This is a genomic window from Mycolicibacterium llatzerense, assembly GCF_025331195.1.
In the GTDB taxonomy this organism is placed as follows: Bacteria; Actinomycetota; Actinomycetes; order Mycobacteriales; family Mycobacteriaceae; genus Mycobacterium; species Mycobacterium llatzerense.
Genome location: NZ_LXOV01000001.1, coordinates 2,068,358 through 2,091,665, shown reverse-complemented (window position 1 = coordinate 2,091,665; position 23,308 = coordinate 2,068,358). Strand labels below are relative to the sequence as shown.

23 protein-coding genes are annotated in these 23,308 nt (G+C 66.4%); 12 read left to right on the top strand and 11 right to left on the bottom strand.

Translation table 11 applies throughout. The features are described 5' to 3' along the window. Window positions 1–8 precede the first annotated feature (8 nt). A complete protein-coding gene (gene fadD17 / locus A7G45_RS10290) occupies window positions 9–1,571 on the top strand; it encodes a long-chain-fatty-acid--CoA ligase FadD17 (protein ID WP_212807195.1) in 1,563 nt (520 codons plus the stop codon). Here the strand turns inward: fadD17 and A7G45_RS10285 are convergent. Beyond that, window positions 1,568–2,665 carry a methyltransferase gene (locus tag A7G45_RS10285; protein WP_260936555.1) on the bottom strand — a complete coding sequence of 366 codons (1,098 nt, stop codon included), beginning with the start codon at window positions 2,663–2,665 and terminating at the stop codon, window positions 1,568–1,570. The two genes, fadD17 and A7G45_RS10285, sit on opposite strands and share 4 nt — an antisense overlap. Before the next feature lie 106 nt (window positions 2,666–2,771). Here A7G45_RS10285 and A7G45_RS10280 point away from each other — a divergent pair, with 106 nt between their 5' ends. Next, window positions 2,772–3,470 carry an LpqN/LpqT family lipoprotein gene (locus tag A7G45_RS10280; protein ID WP_260936554.1) on the top strand — a complete coding sequence of 233 codons (699 nt, stop codon included), beginning with the start codon at window positions 2,772–2,774 and terminating at the stop codon, window positions 3,468–3,470. A 16-nt stretch (window positions 3,471–3,486) separates the two neighbouring features. Here A7G45_RS10280 and A7G45_RS10275 read toward each other — a convergent pair whose 3' ends face one another. Beyond that, window positions 3,487–4,608: an NAD(P)H-dependent flavin oxidoreductase gene (locus tag A7G45_RS10275; protein WP_260936553.1), complete on the bottom strand. Its 1,122-nt coding sequence runs from the start codon at window positions 4,606–4,608 to the stop codon at window positions 3,487–3,489. A 13-nt stretch (window positions 4,609–4,621) separates the two neighbouring features. Next, entirely contained in the window at window positions 4,622–6,274 is a 1,653-nt protein-coding gene (locus A7G45_RS10270; protein WP_260936551.1) for a medium/long-chain-fatty-acid--CoA/3-oxocholest-4-en-26-oate--CoA ligase, read from the bottom strand. Window positions 6,275–6,343: 69 nt separating this feature from the next. Between A7G45_RS10270 and A7G45_RS10265 the strand changes: the two genes are divergently transcribed. The 3 genes from A7G45_RS10265 to A7G45_RS10255 are packed head-to-tail and all read left to right on the top strand — an operon-like array spanning window position 6,344 to window position 9,357. After that, a complete protein-coding gene (locus A7G45_RS10265) occupies window positions 6,344–7,144 on the top strand; it encodes a crotonase/enoyl-CoA hydratase family protein (protein WP_043398165.1) in 801 nt (266 codons plus the stop codon). Next, window positions 7,144–8,112, top strand: a complete 969-nt coding sequence (locus A7G45_RS10260; RefSeq protein WP_260936549.1) for an NAD-dependent epimerase/dehydratase family protein — start codon at window positions 7,144–7,146, stop codon at window positions 8,110–8,112. Before A7G45_RS10265 ends, A7G45_RS10260 begins: the two co-directional genes overlap by 1 nt. A 42-nt stretch (window positions 8,113–8,154) precedes the next feature. Further along, window positions 8,155–9,357 carry a sensor histidine kinase gene (locus A7G45_RS10255; RefSeq protein WP_260936547.1) on the top strand — a complete coding sequence of 401 codons (1,203 nt, stop codon included), beginning with the start codon at window positions 8,155–8,157 and terminating at the stop codon, window positions 9,355–9,357. On the opposite strand, the gene A7G45_RS10250 is transcribed toward A7G45_RS10255, so the two are convergent. The 4 genes from A7G45_RS10250 to A7G45_RS10235 all read right to left on the bottom strand — a co-directional run bounded on the left by A7G45_RS10250 (window position 9,354) and on the right by A7G45_RS10235 (window position 13,874). Further along, window positions 9,354–10,682 carry an MFS transporter gene (locus tag A7G45_RS10250; protein WP_260936544.1) on the bottom strand — a complete coding sequence of 443 codons (1,329 nt, stop codon included), beginning with the start codon at window positions 10,680–10,682 and terminating at the stop codon, window positions 9,354–9,356. The two genes, A7G45_RS10255 and A7G45_RS10250, sit on opposite strands and share 4 nt — an antisense overlap. A gap of 99 nt (window positions 10,683–10,781) precedes the next feature. Then, window positions 10,782–11,987: a cytochrome P450 gene (locus A7G45_RS10245; RefSeq protein ID WP_260936542.1), complete on the bottom strand. Its 1,206-nt coding sequence runs from the start codon at window positions 11,985–11,987 to the stop codon at window positions 10,782–10,784. Next, window positions 11,984–12,658, bottom strand: a complete 675-nt coding sequence (locus tag A7G45_RS10240) for an acetoacetate decarboxylase family protein (protein WP_260938088.1) — start codon at window positions 12,656–12,658, stop codon at window positions 11,984–11,986. Before A7G45_RS10240 ends, A7G45_RS10245 begins: the two co-directional genes overlap by 4 nt. A gap of 184 nt (window positions 12,659–12,842) precedes the next feature. Continuing rightward, window positions 12,843–13,874: an LLM class F420-dependent oxidoreductase gene (locus tag A7G45_RS10235; protein WP_260936540.1), complete on the bottom strand. Its 1,032-nt coding sequence runs from the start codon at window positions 13,872–13,874 to the stop codon at window positions 12,843–12,845. A 58-nt stretch (window positions 13,875–13,932) separates the two neighbouring features. Between A7G45_RS10235 and A7G45_RS10230 the strand changes: the two genes are divergently transcribed. The 5 genes from A7G45_RS10230 to A7G45_RS10210 are packed head-to-tail and all read left to right on the top strand — an operon-like array spanning window position 13,933 to window position 18,470. After that, on the top strand, window positions 13,933–14,934 hold the full coding sequence (locus A7G45_RS10230) for a Zn-ribbon domain-containing OB-fold protein (protein ID WP_260936538.1): 1,002 nt from the start codon (window positions 13,933–13,935) through the stop codon (window positions 14,932–14,934). Between the two features lie 9 nt (window positions 14,935–14,943). Further along, window positions 14,944–16,005 (top strand): thiolase family protein, encoded by a 1,062-nt coding sequence (locus tag A7G45_RS10225; RefSeq protein ID WP_260936537.1) that lies wholly within the window; start codon window positions 14,944–14,946, stop codon window positions 16,003–16,005. A 2-nt stretch (window positions 16,006–16,007) separates the two neighbouring features. Next, complete coding sequence (locus A7G45_RS10220; protein WP_260936536.1) at window positions 16,008–17,183, top strand: thiolase family protein; 1,176 nt, start codon at window positions 16,008–16,010, stop codon at window positions 17,181–17,183. A gap of 5 nt (window positions 17,184–17,188) precedes the next feature. Continuing rightward, window positions 17,189–18,067, top strand: a complete 879-nt coding sequence (locus A7G45_RS10215) for a TIGR03619 family F420-dependent LLM class oxidoreductase (RefSeq protein ID WP_260936534.1) — start codon at window positions 17,189–17,191, stop codon at window positions 18,065–18,067. 1 nt (window position 18,068) lies between these two features. Beyond that, a complete protein-coding gene (locus A7G45_RS10210) occupies window positions 18,069–18,470 on the top strand; it encodes a nuclear transport factor 2 family protein (RefSeq protein WP_260936532.1) in 402 nt (133 codons plus the stop codon). Here A7G45_RS10210 and A7G45_RS10205 read toward each other — a convergent pair whose 3' ends face one another. Further along, window positions 18,471–18,995: a hypothetical protein gene (locus tag A7G45_RS10205; RefSeq protein WP_260936530.1), complete on the bottom strand. Its 525-nt coding sequence runs from the start codon at window positions 18,993–18,995 to the stop codon at window positions 18,471–18,473. Window positions 18,996–19,061: 66 nt separating this feature from the next. After that, entirely contained in the window at window positions 19,062–19,586 is a 525-nt protein-coding gene (locus A7G45_RS10200) for a gamma carbonic anhydrase family protein (protein WP_071285642.1), read from the bottom strand. A 97-nt stretch (window positions 19,587–19,683) separates the two neighbouring features. On the opposite strand from A7G45_RS10200, the gene A7G45_RS10195 reads away from it, so the two are divergent. Beyond that, entirely contained in the window at window positions 19,684–20,838 is a 1,155-nt protein-coding gene (locus A7G45_RS10195) for a 3-ketosteroid-9-alpha-monooxygenase, oxygenase component (protein WP_260936526.1), read from the top strand. Continuing rightward, entirely contained in the window at window positions 20,838–21,314 is a 477-nt protein-coding gene (locus A7G45_RS10190) for a hypothetical protein (protein ID WP_043398133.1), read from the top strand. The genes A7G45_RS10195 and A7G45_RS10190 overlap by 1 nt, the downstream gene beginning before the upstream one ends. Before the next feature lie 71 nt (window positions 21,315–21,385). Here A7G45_RS10190 and A7G45_RS10185 read toward each other — a convergent pair whose 3' ends face one another. Together A7G45_RS10185 and A7G45_RS10180 are read right to left on the bottom strand one after the other, a co-directional pair. Further along, window positions 21,386–22,528, bottom strand: coding sequence for a sulfotransferase family protein (locus tag A7G45_RS10185; RefSeq protein ID WP_260936523.1), 1,143 nt, complete (start codon window positions 22,526–22,528; stop codon window positions 21,386–21,388). After that, window positions 22,525–23,307, bottom strand: a complete 783-nt coding sequence (locus A7G45_RS10180; protein ID WP_260936522.1) for an SDR family oxidoreductase — start codon at window positions 23,305–23,307, stop codon at window positions 22,525–22,527. Before A7G45_RS10180 ends, A7G45_RS10185 begins: the two co-directional genes overlap by 4 nt. Between the last annotated feature and the right edge of the window lies 1 nt (window position 23,308).

Genomic DNA, 23,308 nt, shown 5'->3' with positions numbered 1-23,308 from the left:
TTCGACCGATGTCCTCCCGGCCCACCGTCAGCGATCTGCTGCGCCCGCTCCTCGACGTCACCGACCGCGGGTTGTACGACTGCACAACGGCGCCGGACGACTCCTCACAAGAAAATGATGGCGGCCCAGCCGGTTTCACCAGCTGGGCCGACCACATCGTCGCGGGCGCGCAGTTGGCCGCGGCGCTGAAGGCGCGGCTGGACCCGGCCAAACCGCCGCACATCGGTGTGCTGCTGAGCAATACGACGTTCTTCTCGTCGCTGCTGGTGGCCGCCGCGCTGGCGGGGCTGGTTCCGGTCGGCCTCAACCCGACCCGCCGCGGCGCGGCGCTGGTCGGCGACGCCGAGCGCTCCGACTGCCAGTTGGTGCTCGCCGACAATCCCGACCTGGTCCCGGCCGGTCTGGAGGCCGCGGGCATCGACGTCATCGACGTCGAATCCGCTTCGTGGGCAACCGAACTCGCCGGATTCGCCGGCACCCCGGTGCACTTCGCCGACGTCGATCCCGACGACCTGTTCATGCTGATCTTCACCTCGGGCACCAGCGGTGACCCGAAGGCCGTCCGGGTCACCCACGACAAGGTGGCGTTCCCGGGCCAGATGCTGGCCGACCGCTTCGGCCTCGGGCGCGACGACACGTTCTACCTGGCCATGCCGCTGTTCCACTCCAACGCCGTCATGGCCGGCTGGGCCGTGGCGCTCGCCGCGCAGGGGTCGATTGCGTTGCGCCGCAAGTTCTCTGCCTCCGGATTCCTGACGGATGTGCGGCGCTACGGCGCCACCTACGCCAACTACGTCGGCAAGCCGCTGTCGTACATCCTGGCCACCCCGGCCCAGCCGGACGACGCCGACAATCCGCTGAAGTTCATGTACGGCAACGAGGGTGCCCCACGCGACCTGAACCGGTTCGCACAGCGCTTCGGTGTCATCGTCGTCGACGGTTTCGGCTCCACCGAGGGTGGTGTCGCGATCGCCCGCACCCCGGACACCCCGGCCGGCGCGCTGGGACCGCTGACCGACGAGGTGGCCATCGTCGACGTGGAGACCAGCCTGCCGTGCCCGCCGGGCGTCGTCGGCGAAATCGTGAACCCGACCGGCCGGGGCTGGTTCCGCGGCTACTACAACAACGACGCGGCCGAGGCCGAACGCATGGTCGGCGGCGTCTACCACACCGGCGACCTGGCCTACCGGGACGCGGCAGGGTTCATCTATTTCGCTGGGCGCCTTGGCGATTGGATGCGGGTCGACGGCGAGAACCTAGGCACCGCACCCATCGAGCAGGTGCTGCTGCGGCACCCTGACGTGGTCGAGGCAGCCGTCTACCCGATACCCGATCCCGCCGTCGGCGACCAGGTGATGTCGGCACTCGTCCTCCTCGACCACGCGGAGTTCTCCGCGGACGACTTCAGCGCCTTCCTTGCCGCACAGGAGGATCTGGGCCCCAAGCAGTGGCCCCGGTTCGTCCGCGTCGCCACGACGCTGCCGCGGACCGAGACGTTCAAGGTCATCAAGCGGCAACTGTCGGCCGAGGGTACCGACTGTGCCGACCCGGTCTTCGCGATCGCCCGCTAGTCGTGTACCGGGACGGCCTCGACGAGTGACATCGGCCCGGCCGTCGGGACCACGCGGGTCTGCCGAAGTCCGGCGCGCGCCAACAACTCTGCGTACTGCGAGGCGGTGCGTTCCTGCCCGCCTGCCGTGACCAGCATCTCGAGGTCGACGAGCATGCCGGGGTGATTCGGCATGCCTTCGGGCAGCACGAGTTCGATCAACGCGACGGTGCCCGTCGGTGCCATCACCGACCGGATGTTGCGCAGGATCGCCAACGCACTGTCCTCGTCCCAGTCATGGATGATCGTCTTCAGCAGATAGGCATCGCCGCCTGCGGGGACCGACTCGAAGAACGAGCCACCGGTGACGGTGATGCGGTCGGACACCCCGGCCGAGTCGAGCACCGGACCCGCACCCGCCACGACGGACGGCAGGTCGAACAGCACGCCGCGGGCGTCAGTGGCCTGCTGCAGGACTGCCGAAAGCAGTGCGCCGTGCCCGCCACCCACGTCGACGATGGTGCCGAAGCCGCGGAAATCGTATGCCGGCAACAGGGTTTCGATCACCATGCCGGACAGTCCGGTCATCGCGTTGTTGAACGCCGCGGCCAGGTCAGGATCAGTCTCGAAGTAGTCAAAGGGCGCCATGCCGCGCAACATCTCTATCGACGTCTTGCCGGTTTGTACCGAGTACAGCAACTGGCCCCAGTGTTCCCAATGCTTGGGGTGGCCGATGAACTGGAGCATCGGCGCCATCGATCCCGGTACATCCGACCGCAGCGCCTGGCCGAGCCGCGTGAGCGCGAACCGTCCGCCACGCTCCTGCTTGAGGACTCCGTTGCTGGCCAGCGCCCGCAGCAACCGGAATGTGGCCGCGGGATCGGAGCCCACGCGTCGAGCGACGTCTTCGGCGGTCGCCGGAGCAGCTGCGAGCATGTCGATGATGCCGAGCTTGGACGCCACATACATGGCCTGGGTGAGCCAGCTGCCCAACACCATCTCGAACATCGTGAGGTTGGCCGGGGCAACGGCCTGGCGTAGTTGGCTCAAGCCTTCGCGGACCCGGCCGATGCCGTCGATGAGCCAGCCGGGCGGTGGTTTCTGCGCGTTTGCCACGCGCTCACAGTAGTGCCACAGCTAATCCACACGCTAGAGCCGGTTTCGCGCCGGCTCGACCCCGGCTCACAGGATCACTGCGAGCTTGGTCCACTAGTCTCGCCACATGAGAACGTCCGCGATCACCGGCCTCGTCGCGGCAGCGACCGCACTGTCCATGGTGCTGGCCGGCTGCGACTCGGGAAAAGATGCGAGCGCGGCGTCCGACAGCCCGACCAGCGCCGCGCCGACGACAGCGGCCGCCGCTGCGGATGCGGGCAACAGCAAGGCAAGTGACGGCCCCAACCCGACGATCGCCAGCTACATCAAAGACCACAAGATCACCGAACAGCAGGTGCACCGCACCGACAACGGCGAGCCGAAGGTCGACCTGCCGAAGCCGGACGGCTGGAAGGCCACCGGTGACGACAATCCGCCATGGGCGTACGACTCGATCATCTACAACGGACCCGTCGACCCGGCGAACTACGCGCCCAGCGTCATCGCGCTGCTGTCGAAGCTGACCGGCGACGTCGATGCCAAGGCGCTGATGGCCACCGCGCCCGGGGAGATTCAGAACCTGCCGGGCTTCACGCCATCGGGTCCCGGTAGCGAAACCAAGGTGCGCAACTACCCCGCCTACCGCATCGCCGGCACCTGGGTGTCCGACGGCAAGACGAAGTTCGTCGCGCAGCAGACGGTGATCTTCCCGTCGGGCGGGGCAACCTATGTCCTGCAACTGAATTCAGACGGCGCGGTGGACCAGACGCCGATCATCCAGGCCGCCACCGACACCGTCGCGCAGCAGGTGAAGATCACGCCCTAGCGCTCGCGCAGGGAAATCAGTTGTCGCGGATGGCATCCAGGCGCTTGGTGGCCGCCTCGAACTCGGCGACCAGATCGGCGATGATGACCTCCACCGGGCGGATCTCGTTCATCCGGCCGACGATCTGACCGACCGGCATGGCGACCGCGGTCGGATCATCGGAAAGGCTCATCCGCTGATGCGCCTCTCCAACGAGAATGTTCTGCAGTGGCATCGGCAGCGCTTCGGGCGCATCCGGTGCGTCCCAGGCGTCGGTCCAGCGGCTCTTCAGAATCCGAGCGGGCTTGCCGGAGTAGATCTTTCGGCGCACGGTGTCGGCGGAGGTGGCATTCAGCAATGCCTCCTGGATCACCGAGGCACCCGACTCGCGACGCACACCCAGGTCATATTCGGCCGCGGTGAGGAATGCCGAGCCCATCCAGACGCCCTGCGCACCGAGAGCCAGGGCAGCGGCCAGCTGCCTGCCACTGCCGATCCCACCGGCAGCGAGCACCGCGGCCTTACCGTCCACGGCGTCGACGATCTCCGGCCACAGCACCACGGAACCGATCTCACCGGTGTGCCCACCGGCCTCATGCCCCTGGGCGATGACGATGTCCACTCCGTTGGCGACGTGGCTGAGCGCATGCTTCGCGCTGCCGGCCAGCGCGGCCACCGGGACACCTGCCTCGTGGACCTGCTCGATGACGTCATTGGGCGGGGACCCCAGCGCGTTGGCGATCAGCTTGATCGGATGGCGCAATGCGACCTCGACATGGCTTCGCGCCACCGAGTGCAGCCAACCCAGCACACCGGTGTTGTGCTCACCCTCGGCGGGGAGCGGCGGAACCCCAAGATCAGCAAGGGTTTTCGCGACGAAGTCCCGATGAGCCTGGGGAATCAGCTTGTCGATGTCGACCGCGCTGCCCTCGGTGGGGACCTTGTTGGGCATCACCACGTCGACGCCGTACGGCTTACCGTCGGTGTTGGCGTCCATCCAGGACAGCACGTTTTCCAGCTCGTCGGGATCGTTGAACCGGACGCAACCCAGCACACCCATGCCGCCCGCGCGGGTCACCGCCGCCGCCACCTTCTCCGACGGGGTGAAGACGAAGATCGGGTACTCGATGCCGAAGCGATCGCAGAGTTCGGTTTTCATGTCTGTTTCCTAACTAGGCTTGCACGCCTGCGTGTTTGGCGTGCACCTCATCGGCCGGGCGGGCCTCGGTCTGGTCCTTGGCCCAGCGGTAGTCGGGCTTGCCCGCCGGGGACCGCTTGACCTCGTCGACCAGCCACAGGCTGCGCGGCACCTTGTAGCCGGCGATCTCGCTGCGGACGAACGCGTCCAGGTCGGCCAGCGCGGGCTTGGTGCCCTCGCGGGGCTGCACGACGGCCGCGACGTGCTGACCGAAGCGCGGGTCCGGCACACCGACCACCAAGGCGTCGAACACATCTGGGTGACCCTTGAGCGCGGCCTCGACCTCTTCGGGGTAGATCTTCTCGCCACCGGAGTTGATCGACACCGAGCCGCGGCCCAGCATCGTCACGCTGCCATCGGCCTCGACCTCGGCGAAGTCGCCCGGGATGGCGTAGCGCACCCCGTTGAACGTCCGGAAGGTCTCGGCAGTCTTCTTCTCATCCTTGAAGTAACCGACCGGGATGTGGCCGCACTTGGCGATGATGCCGCGCACGCCCGAACCCGGAACCACCTCGTTGCCGTCCTCGTCGAGGACCTTGGTGTTCTTGTCGATGGTGACGCGTGGGCCGCCGGTGTGCGACTGCCCCTTGGCGACGATGCTGGTACCGCCGAAACCGGTCTCCGAGGAGCCGATCGAGTCGGTGATGATCCGATTCGGCAGCAGCTCGAGGAACTTCTCCTTGAGGCTGGTGGAGAACAGCGCGGCGGTACTGGCCAGCAGGAACAGCGAGGACAGGTCGTAGGTGTTGCCCTCCTCCTGGTGCGCCAGCAGGGCGTCCAGGAGCGGGCGGGCCATCGCGTCGCCGGTGAAGAAGAGCAGATTCACCTTGTGCTCGTGGATCATTCGCCACGCGGCGTCGGCGTCGAACTCCGGCATCAGCACCACGGTGTGGCCGGTGAACATGGCCATCCAGGTGGCCGACTGGGTCGCGCCGTGGATCATCGGCGGGATGGGGAGCCGGATCATCGGCGGGTTCGCGGCGGCCTGCTTGGACAGATCGTACTCGTCGGCGATCGGCTCGCCGGTGGCGAAGTCGGTGCCGCCGAACAGCACTCGGTAGATGTCCTCGTGCCGCCACATGACGCCCTTGGGGAATCCGGTGGTGCCGCCGGTGTACAGCAGGTAGATGTCGTCTTCGCTGCGCGGGCCGAAGTCGCGCTCGGGTGAGTGCTCGGCGATGGCGGAGTAGAACTCGACGCCACCGTAGCGCTGGAAGTCACCGTCGGAACCGTCCTCGACGACCAGGATGGTCTTGAGCAGCGGCAGCTCGGGTAGCACGTTGGCAACCCGGTCGGCGTACTGGCGCTCGTGGATCAGCGCAACCATGTCCGAGTTCTCGAACAGGTACTTCAGCTCGCCCTCGACGTAGCGGAAGTTGACGTTGACCAGGATCGCGCCGGCTTTGATGATGCCGAGCATGCCGATCACGATCTCGATGCGGTTGCGGCAGTACAGCCCAACCTTGTCGTCCTTTTTGACGCCCTGGGACTGGAGGTAGTGAGCCAGGCGGTTGGCCTTCTCCTCCAACTCGGCGTAGGTCAGCTTTTCGTCGCCACAAATCAGGGCGACACGGTCCGGCACAGCATCGATGGCGTGCTCGGCAAGATCTGCGATATTCAGAGCCACGGTACATAAACTAGAACGTGTTACATTTTGTGACAAGTCTAACGTTCTCGAGCCCGGAGGAAGGCACCTGTGAGCGAGCCCGAAAAAGGCCCCGACGCCCTCATTGAGCAGCGCGGACACACCCTGATCGTCACTTTGAACCGGCCCGAGGCCCGCAACGCCCTTTCTGGCGAGATGCTCTCGATAATGGTCGAGGCCTGGGACCGCGTCGACAACGATCCCGAGATTCGCACCTGCATCCTGACCGGTGCCGGCGGCTACTTCTGCGCGGGCATGGACCTCAAGGGCGCCGCCAAGAAGCCGCCGGGGGACTCGTTCAAGGACGGCAGCTACGACCCGTCGCGCATCGACGGTCTGCTCAAGGGCCGCCGCCTGACCAAGCCGCTGATCGCCGCGGTCGAGGGCCCGGCCATCGCCGGTGGCACCGAGATCCTGCAGGGCACCGACATCCGCATCGCCGGTGAGAGCGCCAAGTTCGGCATCTCCGAAGCGAAGTGGAGCCTCTACCCGATGGGCGGTTCGGCGGTGCGCCTGGTGCGCCAGATTCCGTACACCATCGCGTGCGACATGCTGCTGACCGGACGGCACATCACCGCGGCCCAGGCGCTGGAATACGGGCTGATCGGGCACGTGGTTCCGGACGGCACCGCGCTGGAGAAGGCCCTGGAGATCGCCGAGGTGATCAACAACAACGGCCCGCTGGCCGTGCAGGCCATCCTCAAGACCATCCGCGAGACCGAGGGCATGCACGAACTGGACGCCTTCAAGCCCGACACCGCCAACGGCATCCCGGTCTTCCTGTCCGAGGACGCCAAGGAAGGCCCGCTGGCATTCAAGGAGAAGCGCGCACCGCAGTTCAAGATGCGCTGATGCACATCGCCGTGACGGGCGGCACCGGCTACGTCGGTGCCCACACCGTCCGCGCCCTGCTGGCAGCCGGGCATTCCGTCCGGCTGCTGGTGGTCCCCGGCGGCAACGACGACGCGGCGCTCGACGCTCTGTGCCAGCTGGGTCCACTCGAGGTGCTGGCCGGCGATATCCGTAATCCCGCAACGGTTTCCGAGCTACTGGCCGGATGCGACGCCGTGCTGCACGCGGCCGGTGTCGTCGGCACCGACAGTCGCCGCACCCAGCTGATGTGGGAGATCAACGCCTACGCCACCGAGGCCCTGCTGACGCAGGCCGCCGAGTTGGGGCTCGACCCCATCGTGTCGGTGTCGTCCTACAGTTCGCTGTTCCCGCCGTCCGACGGCATCATCGGGCCCGACACTCCCCCGGCCCCCGGCCGCAGCGACTACGCCCGCACCAAGGCCTACGCCGATCTCGCGGCCCGGCGGCTACAGGCCGAGGGCGCTCCCGTCGTCGTCACCTACCCGTCGTCGGTGGTCGGGCCGGCCTTCCACACGGCAGTCGGTGTGACGCAACGTGGTTGGGATCCGATCGTGCGGTACCGCGTCGCCCCGCGACTGCGCGGCGGCATGCAGATGATCGATGTCGGCGACGTGGCCCGCGTTCACACGGCGCTGATGCAGCCCGGCCGTGGACCGAAGCGCTATGTCTGCGGCGGCGTGCTGCTGACGTTCGACCAGATGGTCGACGCACTGCAGTCGGCCCTGGGCCGGCCGATCCGCCGGCTTCCCCTGTCGCCCAGCCTGTTTCGCGGCGTCGGCCGAGTTTCGGATTTCGCCGGGCGCTGGCTGCCCCTGGCCGAGGGCCTGAGCCACGAAGCCGCCGTGCTGCTGACGGCGGCCGTACCCACTGACGACAGCCTGACCTTGGCCGACCTGAGCCTGACCTGGCGCGACCCCCGAGAGTCGATCGTCGAATCATTTGCGTGATTCGTGCATGATTTTCCGCGGCCATCACGGAAAATCGTGCACATGTCCGAACCCAGTAGGCCTCTGCTGCGCGGCCTGCTGCTGCAACTCGCGCTGCGGGCGCTGCTTGCGGTGTTCATCGGGTTCGGCTTGCTGTTCGAGCCCCCGAACGCCAACGTGCGGCTGCACTGGGGCATCTTCGCCTGCTACGTCGCGATGGTCGCGGCGTGGGGATTGTGGGCGCGGCGCTCGGCCGATCAATCCGACCAGCGAACCAAGCGGGTGTCGGCACTGTTCCTGCTGTGCGCGGATCTGACTGTGGTGGCGGTCATTTCAGTGGACAGCGGGCTCAGTTCGCCCGAAACCTGGACGTCCGACGTCCTGCAGCATGGGCTGTTCCTGATCCCGCTGATCGCGGCGGCGCAGCTCGATCCCGCCGTCAGCGCCATGATCGCGATCCCGACCGTCGCCACGTTCTTCGTCGTGAACTGGATCGACAGGGAAGCCAACGGTCACGAGCCCTGGGGCTCGATCCTGTTGCGCACCGCCATCGTGTTCGGCCTGGCCGCCGGGTCGGTCGCGCTGTCGTGGATTCAGCAAGCCAAGACGCGGACCATCGCCGATCTGGCCCAGGAGCGGACCCGGCTGCTCGAAGAGGTGATCAGCCTGGAGAAGCGGGAGCGTCAATCGCTTTCGGAGCGTCTGCACGACGGCGCGCTGCAGTACGTCCTGGTGGCCCGGCACGACATGGAGGACGTCCGCGACGGGTCGGTCGAGGGCATGGACCGCGTCGACTTCGCGCTCGCGGAATCCTCCCGGCTGCTGCGCGACGTGGTGCGTGAACTGCATCCCGAGGTGCTGGCCCGTTCCGGCCTCAAGGCCGCGATCACCTCACTGGCCGACGGTATCGCCGCACGGACCAGCATCACGGTTCACCTGGACGCCGACGGCTGGCCAGAGAGCCTGCGCACCAACGTCGACCATCTGCTCTACAGCGCGGCCCGGGAGTTCTCGACCAACGCGATCAAGCATGCGCATGCCGACAACCTGCGATTCAGGCTGGCGCACAACGGCAGTCGGGCCGAACTGAGCATCGCCGACGACGGCGTCGGCATTCCGGCGGACCGGCTGGCGCAGAGCGTCGAGGACGGTCACATCGGGTTCGCCTCGATCTGCACGAAAGTGCTTGCCACGGGCGGCCAATTCACGGTCACCGGGTCGCCCGGCACCGTCATCTCGATGGCGGTGCCTGCGACCCCCAGTTAGAACGCCGCGCCCTGTTCGCGGTCGAGGTAGGTGCTGGACTTGTTCTTCAGGAACACCAGATACACCAGCAACGACACCCCGATGCAGACGGTGACGTACCCGATGAACAGCGGCACCTGGTCGCGCGCCTTGAGCGCCTGATAGATCAGCGGCGCGGTACCGCCGAAGATCGAATTGGCCAGTGCGTAGCCGACTCCCACGCCCAGGGCCCGCACATGCGCGGGGAACAGTTCGGACTTCACCAGCGCGTTGATCGACGTATAGCCGGTCAGGATGACGTAGCCGACCGCCAGCAACAGGAACGTCGCGATCGGCGAATGCGTCTGCGGCAGATAGGTGATCAACACATAGGTGTAGACCAGGCCGCCGAAACCGAACCACAGCAGCAGGGGTTTGCGGCCCACCCGGTCACTGATGATCCCGCCGATCGGCTGCAACAGCATCAGGAAGATGAGGCCGGCCAGGTTGATCCACGTCGCTGTCATCGCCTCGGTCTTGTACGTGGTCTTGACGATGGCGGGGGCGTTCACGCTGTAGGTGTAGAACGCGACCGTGCCGCCGAGCGTGATCAGGAAGCACAGCAGCAGCGGCCGCCAGTACTTGGTGAGCAGTTCGCGCAGCGAGCCCGCACCGGTGTCTTTACCCGCCTTGATCGCCGCGAGCTGTTCCTCGGACAGCGACTCGTCCATCGACCGGCGCAGCCAGAACACCACCACCGCCGCCACGCCACCGACGGCAAAAGCGATGCGCCAACCGAATTCGTGTACCTGATCCTTGGTGAGCGCGGTCAGGATGATCAGCAGGGTGAACTGGGCGAGCACATGCCCGCCGACCAGCGTGACGTACTGGAACGAGGAGAAGAAGCCGCGCCGTTCCCGCGTGGCCGCCTCCGACATGTACGTCGCGGAGGTGCCGTATTCGCCGCCGGTGGCGAAACCCTGCACCAGCCGGCACAAGATGAGCACGACCGGCGCGGCCGCCCCGATCGTCGCCTGCCCGGGCACCAGCGCGATCACCATGGAACACATCGCCATCAGCGACACGCTGAAGGTCAGGGCGGCGCGCCGGCCGCGACGGTCGGCGTACCGCCCGAAGAACCAGGAGCCCACCGGCCGGGTCAGGAACGTGACGGCGAAGATCGCGTAGACGTAGATCGTCGAATTCTGGTCCGCCTCATCGAAGAATTGCTTCTCGAAGTAGGTGGCGAACACGGTGTAGACGTAGACGTCGTACCACTCCACCAGGTTGCCCGAGGAGCCCCGGATGGTGTTCCAGATCGCGCGGCGGTTTTCGGCTTTGGTCGATGAGATCATCGATGTGGTCATGCCGCCCATCATTGACGCAGGCGACTACACCGTGCGACGGAACCTGCCGATTCCTTGCATTCCTTGCACAGTTCTCACATTGGCCGGCACCTCGGCTCGCTACAGCACCCGGGCTGTCGGGGTGAACACCACCGGCATGGCCTCGGGACCGCTGACGAAGTTGGCGGCGCGCAGCGGGATCTCCGCACCCTCGGCCAGGCGGAGGTCGGGCAGCCGCTGCATCAACCGCTCCGTCATCAGGCGCAGCTCCAACCGGGCCAGCTGGTTACCCATGCAGAAGTGGGTGCCGAAGCCGAAAGCCAAGTGGCTGTTGGGGGTCCGGTCGATGTGGAACTCGTCAGGGTTCTCGAACTGGTCGCCGTCGAAGTTCGCCGCCTCGAACATCAGCATGACCTTCTCGTCCTTCTTCAGCTCGGTGCCGTAGAAGACGGTGTCCGCGGTCAGGACGCGGCACATGTTCTTGATGGGCGAGGTCCAGCGCAGCATCTCCTCGATGGCACCGGGCATCAGCGAAGGATCGGCGACCAGCCGGTCCCACTGGTCACGGTGCCGCATCAGCTGCTCGGTGCCGCCGGACAGGGTGTGCCGCGTGGTCTCGTCGCCGCCGATCAGGATCAGCAGCGTCTCCATGACGATCTCGTCGTCGCTCAGCCGCTGACCTTCGACCTCGGAGTTGATGAACACCGAGAACAGGTCGTCGGTCGGGTTGGCGCGCCGGTCCTTGATCACGTCCATGGTGAAAGCGGTATATGCCGCAAAGGTTTCCATCAGTTTCTGGATCGACGACTCGTCCAGGTGTGAGGACAGCCCGGACACCAGCTCGTCGGACCAATCGAGCAGCATCTCGCGCTCTTCCGGCACCACACCCAGCATGTCGCCGATGACGGCCATGGGCAGCGGGGACGCCAGATCGCGGACGAAGTCGGCCTCGCCCTTCTCACAGATGTTGTCGATCAGGGCGTCACACAGCCGCCCGATGGACGGCACCTTGTCCATGACGCGCTTGCGGGTGAAGCCGGCGTTGACCAGCTTGCGCCGCACCAGGTGCGCCGGATCGTCCATGTCGATCATGTAGGGCATGCCCGGCTGATCGGGGCGGATACCGCCGGCGTTGGAGAACAGCTCGGCGTTGCGCTCGGCCTCGAGCACGGACTGGTACGTGGTCACCGCGGCCTGCCCGGTGCGGTCCCGGAACACCGGCTCGTTGGCCCGCATCCAGCGGTAGGCCTCATGCGCGGCCTGCCGGTCGGCATAGAACCGGCCGTCGGCCAGGTCAACGTCGGGGCGGGTCAGAACACTGGTCACTTGATCTCCTGAGCGTCGGCGAAAGTCATGTCTACGTTGTCAGCGGAACCGGAAAGCATGGCGCGTTTCGGCAATCCGAGCGCCGCCAGTTCCTGGGCATAGGGGTGGTCACCCAGTCGCACCGTCACGCCACCGGGCCGGTAGCGCACGCCGGACGGCCGCATCACGCCGACGGTCTCCCGGGTGACGCCGTCGAGGTGCGAATACGTCGGGGGCGCTTGCGGTTTGGACGGTGCGGGCACCGGGAAGCCCGGCCGGAAGTCCATCCCGACGGCGAACCGGCCGTCGATGGTGACGTCGAAGGAGAAGTTCTTTCCGTCGTCAATGGCGAAGTCCGCCATCACCTTCGGATAGCCCCAGATGTTCCGGCCGGCCTCCAGGGTGAAGGGCTGGTCGACGGGCAGGTGATGGATGAAGGCGCCCGCCGACTGCAGGGCGCGCAGGCCCGACGCGTTCGAGCCGGGCGGGTTCACCATGATGTTGGTGCCGTACTCGTAGTACTGGCCGAGGTCGCTGTCGACGTAGTGCATCAGCATCAGCACGGCCACTGCGCGGCGTGGGCGGAACCGGCACACCTGCAGGCCGCTGTAGTCGATCATGCGTTGCGCGGCATCGGCGTCGACCGAGAACATCGCCATGTGCTGCGTTGCCTTGCGGACGCGCACCGGCATGGTCAGCACGGTGCCCGCGATGGTGTGCTGCGAGGGCGCGGGCCCGGTGGCGTCTGTCACACCACAAATCTAGAACACGTTATAGACACTTCGCAATAAGTGTCTACTGCCGCATTCGCGAACCGACGCAAAACTGCACTTCGGCGGGCCAAAGAGACAGTTTTGCGTCTGCTGGCGAGACTGACTAGACCAAGTCAGCCAATTGCTTGATCTGCTCGACCGACTTGGCCCCGACCACCATCATGGTGACGCCGGAGGCCTCCCAGGCCTTGATCTGTTCCTTGACGTAGTCGAGGTTCCCGACGATCGCGGAGTCGTCGACCAGCTCGTCCGGAATGACCTTGGCGGCCTCGTCCTTGCGGTCGGTGCGGAACAGCTTGGTGACGTCGTCGACGACCTCGGAGTAGCCCATGCGGCGGTACACCTCGGCGTGGAAGTTGGTGTCCTCCGAGCCCATGCCACCCATGTAGAGCGCGAGGTGCGGCTTCATCATCTCCATGACCATGGGCCGGTCGTCGGTGACGACGATCTGTGCGGTGGCACAGATTTCGAACGTCTCGCGGGTCCGACGGGCACCGGCGCGGGCGAAGCCCTCGTCGAGCCACTCGTTGTACATGCCGGAGATCCGTGGTGAGTAGAAGATGGGCAGCCAGCCGTCGGCGATCTCGGCGGCCAGCGCGACGTTCTTGGGGCCTTCGGCGCCGAGCATCACCGGGATGTCCGCGCGCAGCGGATGGGTGATGGGCTTGAGCGGCTTGCCCAGACCCGTGGTGCCCTCACCCGACAACGGCAGCGGGTAGTGCGGGCCGGCGCTGGTCACCGGGGCTTCGCGGGCCCACACCTGGCGCAGGATGTCGACGTATTCGCGGGTGCGGGCCAACGGCTTCGGGAACTTCTGCCCGTACCAGCCCTCGACGACCTGCGGGCCCGAGACGCCCAGGCCCAGGATGTGGCGGCCACCCGAGAGATGGTCGAGGGTCAGCGCCGCCATGGCACACGCGGTGGGCGTGCGGGCCGACATCTGGATGACCGAGGTACCCAGGCGCATCCGGGTGGTTTCCCGGCCCCACCAGGCCAGCGGGGTGTACGCGTCCGAGCCCCAGGCCTCCGCGGTGAAGACGGTGTCGAACCCGGCTTCCTCCGCTGCCGCGACGAGCGTCGCGTGATCGGTCGGCGCCTTGGCGCCCCAGTATCCGAGCTGCAAACCGAGTTTCATAGCGCTGCCTTCCCGCACATGCTTGCCACGATTGTTAGAACCTGTTCTACTCGATGCCGTGAGCGCTAGCCAAAGCAGCCCAGCCCAGATGGCAGGCCATGAGCCGCCCCTTTCAGCTCCGCTGAAACTGTCATTCGACTACACCCGTTCAGTAGGTCCGGTCCTGAGTCAGTTCTTCACCGCGCTGCGCGGACGACGCGTCGTCGGCACCCGCGGTTCGGACGGCCGGGTCCACGTACCTCCCGCCGAGTATGACCCTGTCACCTACGAGGCCCTGACCGAGGTGGTTCCGGTTTCCAGCGTCGGCACCGTCGTGTCCTGGACCTGGCAGCCCGAGCCCCTGGAAGGGCAGCCCCTGCAGCGTCCGTTCGCCTGGGCGCTGATCAAGCTCGACGGCGCCGACACCCCGCTGCTGCACGCGGTCGATGCCCCGGAGGGCTCGCTGAAGTCCGGTGACCGCGTCCGCGCGCACTGGGTCGACGAGCCTGTCGGTGCCATCACCGACATCGCGTACTTCGTGCCCGGCGAGGACGCTGTTGAACCGCTGCCGGCCGACGATCGGGATCCGATCACCATGCTGGTCGTGCCGTCGTCCATCGAAATCCAGCACACCGCTTCGCATCCCGAGACCGTGTTCCTGCGCGGCCTGCAAGAGGGCAAGCTGCTCGGTGCCCGCACCAAGGCCGGCCGCGACGGCAAGCCCGGCGCGGTGCTGTTCCCGCCGAAGGAGGCCGACCCGGCCACCGGTCTCGAACTCGACGAATTCGTCGAGCTGGTCGACCGCGGCACCGTCACCACATTCGCGATCATCAACATCCCGTTCGCCGGGCAGCGCATCAAGCCGCCGTACGTGGCCGCCTACGTGCTGCTCGACGGCGCCGACATCCCGTTCCTGCACCTGCTCACCGAGATCGACGCGGCTGAGGTCCGGATGGGTATGCGGGTGGAGGCGGTGTGGAAGCCCCGCGAGGAGTGGGGTCTTGGCATCGACAACATCTCGCACTTCAAACCGTCCGGCGAACCCGACGCCGACTACGACTCGTACAAGCACCACCTGTAAAGGGCCACAATGACTTCCAGTGACGTAGCGGTCGTCGGGTTCGCGCATGCCCCGCATGTGCGCCGCACCGACGGCACCACGAACGGCGTCGAGATGCTGATGCCGTGTTTTGCAAAGCTGTACGCCGAGTTGGGTCTGAAGCAGACCGATATCGGCTTCTGGTGCTCCGGTTCTTCGGATTACCTTGCCGGCCGGGCATTTTCGTTCATCTCGGCGATCGACTCGATCGGCGCCATCCCGCCGATCAACGAATCGCACGTGGAGATGGACGCGGCCTGGGCGCTGTATGAGGCCTACATCAAGATCCTGACGGGCGAGGTCGACACCGCGCTGGTCTACGGCTTCGGCAAGGGCAGCGCCGGCACCCTGCGCCGGGTGCTGGCCCTGCAGACCGACCCGTACACCGTCTCGCCGCTGTGGCCGGACGCCGTCTCGATGGCAGGTCTGCAGGCCCGCTTCGGTCTGGACGCCGGGAAGTGGACCGCCGAGCAGATGGCTCAGGTGGCGCTGGATTCGTTCGCCGTCGCCGAGCGCGTCGACCGGCTCGAGTCCGCGGCCACCGTGAGTGAGCTGCTGGACCGTCCGTTCTTCGCCGACCCGCTGCGCCGCCACGACATCGCGCCGATCACCGACGGTGCCTCCGCGATCGTGCTGGCCTCGGCAGACAAGGCGCGGGAACTGCGCGAAAACCCCGCGTGGATCACCGGTTTCGAGCACCGCATCGAGACCCCGATCCTGGGCGCCCGTGATCTGACGGTCTCGACCTCGACCGCCGCATCGGCCGCCGCCGCCACCGGTGGGGACGTCGGCTCGATCGACATCGCCGAGTTGCACGCACCGTTCAGCCACCAGCAGCTGATCCTCGCCGAGGCGATCGGGCTGAAGGACTCGACGAAGGTCAACCCGTCCGGTGGCGCATTGGCCGCCAACCCGATGTTCTCGGCCGGCCTGGAGCGCATCGGCTTCGCCGCCGAACACATCTTCAACGGATCGGCGAACCGCGTACTGGCCCACGCCACGAGTGGTCCTGCGCTGCAACAGAATCTGATTGCCGTTCTGGAGGGCAAGTAGCAATGGCCAAGAATCTCGCCGCCGTCCTCGGCACCGGGCAGACCAAGTACGTCGCCAAGCGACTCGATGTGTCGATGAACGGCCTGGTGCGCGAAGCCATCGATAGAGCGCTCGCGGATTCCGGGTGCACCATGGCCGACATCGACGCCGTCGTGGTCGGCAAGGCACCGGACTTCTTCGAGGGCGTCATGATGCCCGAGCTGTTCATGGCCGACGCCACCGGCGCCACCAACAAGCCGCTGATCCGCGTGCACACCGCGGGTTCGGTGGGTGGCTCGACCGCGATCGTCGCCGCCAGCCTGGTCAAGTCCGGCAAGTACCGCCGCGTGTTGACCATGGCCTGGGAGAAGCAGTCGGAGTCGAACGCCATGTGGGCGCTCTCGATTCCGGTGCCGTTCACCAAGCCGGTGGGCGCCGGCGCGGGCGGTTACTTCGCCCCGCACGTGCGGGCCTACATCCGCCGCTCGGGCGCGCCGGAGAACATCGGTGCCATCGTGGCGGTCAAGGACCGGCTCAACGGCGCCAAGAACCCGCTGGCCCACCTGCATCAGCCCGACATCACCGTCGAGAAGGTGATGGCCTCCCAGATGCTTTGGGACCCAATCCGTTTCGACGAGACGTGCCCGACCTCCGACGGTGCTGCCGCACTGGTCATCGGCAACGAGGAAGTCGCCGACGCCCGCGTCGCCGAGGGACATCCGGTCGCCTGGATTCACGCCACCGCGCTGCGCACCGAACCGCTGGCCTACTCGGGCCGCGACCAGGTGAACCCGCAGGCCGGCCGCGACGCGGCTGCAGCCCTGTGGCGCGACGCCGGCATCACGAGCCCGATCGATGAGATCGACGTGGCCGAGGTGTACGTGCCGTTCTCGTGGTTCGAACCGATGTGGTTGGAGAACTTGGGCTTTGCCGCGGAAGGCGAAGGCTGGAAGCTCACCGAGGTCGGCGAGACGGCCATCGGCGGCAAGATTCCGTTCAACGCCTCCGGCGGTGTGCTGAGCTCCAATCCCATTGGCGCATCCGGCATGATCCGGTTCGCCGAGTCGGCCATCCAGGTCATGGGCAAGGCCGGCGACCACCAGGTCGAGGGCGCCCGCAAGGCACTGGGCCACGCGTATGGCGGTGGCGCACAGTACTACTCGATGTGGGTGGTCTCGAGCGACAAACCGGGCAAGTAGCTGCCATGAAGTACACCGTGAGCGTCGCGATGGGCCCGATCGAAGACATCGTCGAGATCGCCAAGACCGCCGAAGAGGTCGGGTTCGACGCGATCGCTCTACCGGATTCGTTGTTCTACATGGAGAAGCAGGCCGCGGACTATCCGTACACCGCGGACGGTTCGCGGATGTGGAACGCCGAGACCCCGTGGGTGGACCCCCTGATCGCCGCCGCGGCGATGGGGGTCGCCACGAGCACGATCCGCTTCTACACCAACGTGATGAAGCTGGGGTCGCGCAATCCGCTGCTGTTGGCCCGTCAGGTCGGCTCGGTCGCCAACCTGACGGGCAACCGGTTCGGCTTCGGCGTCGGAATCGGTTGGGCGCCGGAAGAATTCGAGTGGTGCGGGCAGCCGTACGCCAAGCGCGGAGCCCGCGTCGACGAGATGATCGAGGTCATCAAGCTGGTGCTGGCCGGCGGCATGGTCGAATTCCACGGCAAGTTCTACGATTTCGACCGCCTGCAGATGAGCCCGGCGCCGTCGAAACCGGTGCCCTTCTACGTCGGTGGCCACACCGACGTCGCGCTCAAGCGCGCCGCGAAGATCGGCGACGGCTGGACCAGCGCCATGATGACCTGCGAGCAGCTCGCCGGCACCGTCACCCAGCTGAACACGCTGCGCGCCGAATATGGCCGCGCTGACGCACCTTTCGAGATTCAGGCGGTGTGCATCGACAAGTTCGGCGTGGGCGGGCACCGCGAACTGGCCGCGGCGGGCGTCACCGACAACATCGTCATCCCCTGGATTTTCGACGGTTTGGCCTTTGACGCGCCGATCGAAAAGAAGAAGGATTCACTGAAGCGGTACGCCGACATCCACATCCACTCCGGCTGGCAGGACTGACATGACAGTTTCCGATCCGAATCACCCCGCACACTTGGCCGGCAAGCGTTCCCGCGATGCCGTCGCCGCCCGCGACAAGGAAGCCTGGCTGGCCAATTTCGCCGACGACGCCATCGTGCAAGACCCGATCGGACCGTCGTTCCTGGACCCCGAGGGCAAGGGACACAGCGGCAGGGAAGCCATCTCGGCGTTCTGGGACAAGGCGATCGCTCCCGCCGACAAGCTGGTGTTCAACTTCGAGACCACCTACCAATGCGGTGACGAGGAAGCCAACGTCGGCAGCATCGTGACCACCATCGCCGGGCGCGACTTCACGACTCCAGGCGTCTTCACCTACCGCGCGAACGAAGCCGGGCAGCTGCTGGCGCTGCGCGCCTTCTGGGAGGCTCCGCGCTCGTCGTAGCTAGAACGTCCAGGAGCCCGAGGGTTGCAGGACGAAGCCGTGGCCGCCGGCGGTGCTGTCGATACACGCGGTGACACCGCCCGGGGCGACGCCGCACGTGGCCGTCCCCAGAGACACCTTCTGCGTGGGCGCAAGCAGTGCGCCACCGGCCAGATCGGTCGGGCAGTCACCCTGGTAGCGGCTGATCGTCCCCTCATTGGCTCCGTGTAACTGCGCCATCCCGAAATCGCACGGCGCCTTCGCGGAAGGGTCGACAGTGACAGCCACACCTGCGGCTCCGGGCACTGGCCCATAGCAGCGGACCGCCGTCCCGGCCCCGGCCAGTGCGCCGATGTCGCACGACAGGCCGTCGGGGGTGGCGAACTTCACCACCTGCTGCGTGGTGTTCCGGTAAGGCACCAGGTGGGTGTTGGTGGCGATGTCGAAGTTCGCAAAGTCGGGAAAGTTGGGTGGCGGCGCGGCGTGCGCGAGCGGGGCCGTGAGCACCACTGCGGCAGCGGCCAAGACGAAGAGCGGCAACTTCATGGGCCCAGTCTTGGCCGAACGTCGGCCCGAATGTCAGATTTCCGCGAAATCCGCCACGCAACCGCCCTACAGCTCTTCCAGCCCTGCCAGATAGCGCTCGGCCAGCTCGCGGTAGGCCTGCGGGTTGGTGTTGATCCACGTCTCGGCGCCGGTCCCGGCAATTGGGCCGCGAATCTTGGCCGGCGAGCCCATGACCAGCACTTCGTCGGGAATCTTGGTCCCGGCGGCCACCAGCGAGTGTGCGGCGACCAGGCTGCGCCGACCGATCACCGCACCGTCGAGCACTGTGCTGTTGTTGGCGATCAGCGCCTCGGCACCGACATGCACGCCGTGCACGACGCACAGGTGGGCAATGGTCGCGCCTGGCCCGATATCGACCGGAATACCGGGAGGGGCGTGCAGCACGGACCCGTCCTGCACGTTGGCGCCGTTGCGGATGACGACGGGCGCGTAGTCGGCGCGCAGTACCGCGTTGAACCACACAGATGCCCCGGCCTCGACGCGGACATCGCCGATCAGGACGGCGGTGGGGGCGATGAAGGCCGTGGGGTCGACGACCGGGCTACGGCCCTCGAAGGAGTAAAGCGGCATGACATAGATATACCGCAGGTCGGGACGCTTGCATTGCGCTGCACCAAGTAAAAACTGTAACGTGTTCTAGTTACTCGGCACAGATTGGGAGGCCAAGGTGAGCACCGAAACCGCGGGGGTTCGCGAGATCGATACCGGCGCGCTGCCGGACCGCTTTGCCCGTGGATGGCACTGCGTGGGTCCTGTGAAGGATTTCCTGGACGGCAAGCCGCACTCGTTCGAGGCATTCGGCACCAAGTTGGTGGTGTTCGCCGACTCGAACGGTGACCTGAAAATCCTCGACGGCTACTGCCGCCACATGGGCGGAGACCTGTCACAGGGCACCATCAAGGGCGACGCGGTCGCGTGCCCGTTCCACGACTGGCGCTGGGGCGGCGACGGCAAGTGCCAGCTGGTGCCCTACGCCAAGCGCACGCCGCGCCTGGCCCGCACCCGCGCTTGGCACACCGACGTCCGTGGTGGCCTGCTCTTCGTCTGGCACGACCACGAGGGCAACGCGCCGACCGACGAGGTCCGGATCCCGGAGATCCCCGAGGCGGCCAGCGACGAGTGGACCGAGTGGCAGTGGAACTCGATGCTGATCGAGGGCAGCAACTGCCGCGAGATCATCGACAACGTCACTGACATGGCGCACTTCTTCTACATCCACTACGGCCTGCCGACGTACTTCAAGAACGTCTTCGAGGGCCACATCGCCAGCCAGTACCTGCACAACGTGGGCCGGCCGGACATCGGTGGCATGGGCACCCAGTACGGCGAGGCGCACCTCGACTCGGAGGCCTCGTACTTCGGGCCGTCGTTCATGATCAACTGGCTGCACAACAACTACAGCGGCTACAAGGCCGAGTCGATCCTGATCAACTGCCACTACCCGGTCAGCCAGGACGCGTTCGTGCTGCAGTGGGGCGTCATCGTCGAGAAGCCCAAGGGCATGGACGAGAAGACCACCCAGAAGCTGGCCGACGCCATGACCGACGGTGTCAGCAAGGGCTTCATGCAGGACGTCGAGATCTGGAAGCACAAGACCCGCATCGACAACCCGCTGCTGGTCGAGGAAGACGGCGCGGTCTACCAGATGCGTCGTTGGTACCAGCAGTTCTACGTCGACGTCGCCGACATCACGCCGGACATGGTCGACCGCTTCGAGCTGGAGATCGACACCACCGTTGCCAACGAGAAGTGGCAGGGCGAGGTCGCCGAAAACCTCCGCATCCAGGCCGAAGCCAAGGAAGCCGCGGAGCAGTCCAGCTGATGACCCAGCACGACGAACGGACCCAGGCTCCCGACGCCGAGAGCCTGGCCCGTTCGATGCTGCAGTTGATGGGTCACGGCGACGAAGATGACCACGCACATCCGGCGTCCGACTCGCCTGCGAGCGGATCCTGGTCCAAGGCACCGGATTTCGCCGACGACCCGGTGCGCTTGGCCGCCGTTCGCGAGGCCACGGCGGCTGATCGCCAGCGCTACCTGACCGCGGGCCTGGTTCCGGTGGACTGCCGGTTCTGCCACTCGACGGTGGCGGTGAAGAAGCTGGGACCCGAACACACTGCAGTGCAGTGGAATTCGGGAGCGACGCAGCGATGCGCGTATTTCAGCGAGATCCGCGCCGGAGGCGGCGACCCCAGTCGCAGCCGCTCGTGCCCGAAGATGTCCGACAGCATCAAGCATGCCGTCGCCGAGGGGTGCCTGGAGGAGTTCTCCACCGCCCCCTCCCCCGGCGACGGCTGAGTTCTCCCGCGAGCAGACACAAAACTGCCCCTTTTCAATTGAAAAGGGGCAGTTTTGTGTCTGCTCGGCAATTACAGGTTGGCGAAGCGCTCCTTGACCTGCTCCTCGGTCAGCCCGTAGTCGGACAGCGAGTAGGTGTGCTTCGGCGCCCGCGGGCCCTGCTGGCTCTGGGCGTGGCTGTCGACCATCGCCTGCCGCGCGGCGTCGGTGAACTCCAGATCGAAGGTGCGGTAGATGCCTTCGACGGCGCCAACCGGATCCTTGATGAACTCGAAGTAGTCGACGTCGCAGAACTGCTTGGGATCATGCTTGGCCCGCTCGGCGTCGAACAGTTCCAGACCGCGCGACCAGGTTTCGAGCGCGTCGTCGCCGATCACCTTGCCGGTGAAGGAGTTCGACCAGCCGGCCGTGGTGTGCTGAGACAGCGAGCACATGGACGCCAGGATGGTCTCGGCGGGCCGGTGGCACTGCACGACGAGCGCATCCGGGTACACCTTGAACAGCGCCTCGAGCGCGAACAAGTGGCTGGGATTCTTGAGCACCCAACGCTTCTCGGGCTCATTGAGTCCGATCAACTGCAGATTCTGGCGGTGCCGCTGGTAGGACTTGGTCCAGTCCTGACGGGCCAGCCACTGGGCGTACGACGGGACGTGCGCCAGCGTCTCGTACGACACCGAATGCAACGACTGCCGCAGCAGCTGCCAGCATTCCTCGACCTCGTCGGCCGTCATGAAGTGCAGGCCGGTGTAGTCCGGGTTCTCCTCGTGCGCTTGCTTGAATCGGGCATCCAGCGCACTGAAAACCGGGTTTTCCGACCAGGTTTCACGCGGCGGCCGCGGCTGCGGGAACTCTGCCAGCCACATCTCCAGCCCCTGGTGGGCCGGGTCGGCAGTCAGCAGCCGGTGGATCACCGTGGTGCCGGTGCGCGGCAGGCCCGTGACGAAGATGGGCCGTTCGATCGGCACATCGGCGTGCTGCGGGTACTGCTTGAACGCGGCGTTGGACACCAGCCGCGCCACCAGGGCGTTGCGGGTGAAGAACCGCTGCATCTTGCTGCCGAGCTCGGTCAGGTCGGCTTCGCGCTGGTACGCATCCAGCAGCACGCCAAGGGCTTCCAGGTAGTTGTCGTCGTCGCCGCCGAAATCCTCCAGCCCACAGGCCTTCACGGCCGAGGCGTGCAGGTCCTCGATGGTGCCCACATTGGTGCGTGTCATGCCTTGTACTCCCCGCAGTTCACATCCAGGGCCTGGCCGGTGATGCCGCTGGACAGGTCACTGGCCATGAACAGGATGGCAGAGGCCACCTCGTCCTCGGTCGGCAGCCGCTTGAGATCGGAGCCGGCGGCCGATGCAGCGTAGATCTGCTCGACGGTGGTGCCGTACTTCTGCGCCTGGTGGCCGAAGTAGCCCTCCAGGGTCTCGCCCCAGATGTAGCCGGGCAGCACCGAGTTGACCCGGATGCCCTTCTCGCCCAGCTCGGTCGAGAGGGTCTGGGACATGGCCAGCAGCGCCGACTTCGCCATCTTGTAGGCGCCGTACTTGGCCTGCGAATGCCGGACGACCATCGAGTTCACGTTCACCACAGAGCCTTTGGCGGCTTCCAGCGCCGGGGTGAAGCCCTGGGTCATGCGCAGCGCGCCGAACACCGTCAGCTCGATCGCATCCCGCATGTGCTCGAACGTGGTGTTGGCGAACGGCTTCATGGACGGCACCCGGAACGCGTTGTTGATCAACACGTCTGCCTTGCCGAACTCCTCCAGGGTGCGAGCCACCACGTTGGCGACCTGCTCGTCGTCGGTGATGTCGGTGCCCACAACCAGTGCGCGACGACCCAGCGCCGTCACCTGCTTGGCGACGAGCTCCAGCCGCTCCACCGTGCGGGCGGCCAACACGAGGTCGGCACCGTTCTCCGCACATCGGCGGGCCAGCGTCGTCCCGAGCCCGGGCCCGACACCGCTGATCACCACTACCTTGTCATCGAGCAGTCCGCTCACG

Bases quoted from the DNA above. Each gene is read 5' to 3' on its own strand.
- A7G45_RS10185 (WP_260936523.1), bottom strand. From the start codon at position 22,528: ATGACACGCACCAATGTGGGCACCATCGAGGACCTGCACGCCTCGGCC.
- A7G45_RS10225 (WP_260936537.1), top strand. From the start codon at position 14,944: ATGACTTCCAGTGACGTAGCGGTCGTCGGGTTCGCGCATGCCCCGCAT.
- fadD17 (WP_212807195.1), top strand. From the start codon at position 9: ATGTCCTCCCGGCCCACCGTCAGCGATCTGCTGCGCCCGCTCCTCGAC.
- A7G45_RS10240 (WP_260938088.1), bottom strand. From the start codon at position 12,658: ATGCCGGTGCGCGTCCGCAAGGCAACGCAGCACATGGCGATGTTCTCG.
- A7G45_RS10215 (WP_260936534.1), top strand. From the start codon at position 17,189: ATGAAGTACACCGTGAGCGTCGCGATGGGCCCGATCGAAGACATCGTC.
- A7G45_RS10280 (WP_260936554.1), top strand. From the start codon at position 2,772: ATGAGAACGTCCGCGATCACCGGCCTCGTCGCGGCAGCGACCGCACTG.
- A7G45_RS10220 (WP_260936536.1), top strand. From the start codon at position 16,008: ATGGCCAAGAATCTCGCCGCCGTCCTCGGCACCGGGCAGACCAAGTAC.
- A7G45_RS10275 (WP_260936553.1), bottom strand. From the start codon at position 4,608: ATGAAAACCGAACTCTGCGATCGCTTCGGCATCGAGTACCCGATCTTC.
- A7G45_RS10205 (WP_260936530.1), bottom strand. From the start codon at position 18,995: ATGAAGTTGCCGCTCTTCGTCTTGGCCGCTGCCGCAGTGGTGCTCACG.
- A7G45_RS10190 (WP_043398133.1), top strand. From the start codon at position 20,838: ATGACCCAGCACGACGAACGGACCCAGGCTCCCGACGCCGAGAGCCTG.
- A7G45_RS10255 (WP_260936547.1), top strand. From the start codon at position 8,155: ATGTCCGAACCCAGTAGGCCTCTGCTGCGCGGCCTGCTGCTGCAACTC.
- A7G45_RS10260 (WP_260936549.1), top strand. From the start codon at position 7,144: ATGCACATCGCCGTGACGGGCGGCACCGGCTACGTCGGTGCCCACACC.
- A7G45_RS10235 (WP_260936540.1), bottom strand. From the start codon at position 13,874: ATGAAACTCGGTTTGCAGCTCGGATACTGGGGCGCCAAGGCGCCGACC.
- A7G45_RS10200 (WP_071285642.1), bottom strand. From the start codon at position 19,586: ATGCCGCTTTACTCCTTCGAGGGCCGTAGCCCGGTCGTCGACCCCACG.
- A7G45_RS10250 (WP_260936544.1), bottom strand. From the start codon at position 10,682: ATGACCACATCGATGATCTCATCGACCAAAGCCGAAAACCGCCGCGCG.
- A7G45_RS10210 (WP_260936532.1), top strand. From the start codon at position 18,069: ATGACAGTTTCCGATCCGAATCACCCCGCACACTTGGCCGGCAAGCGT.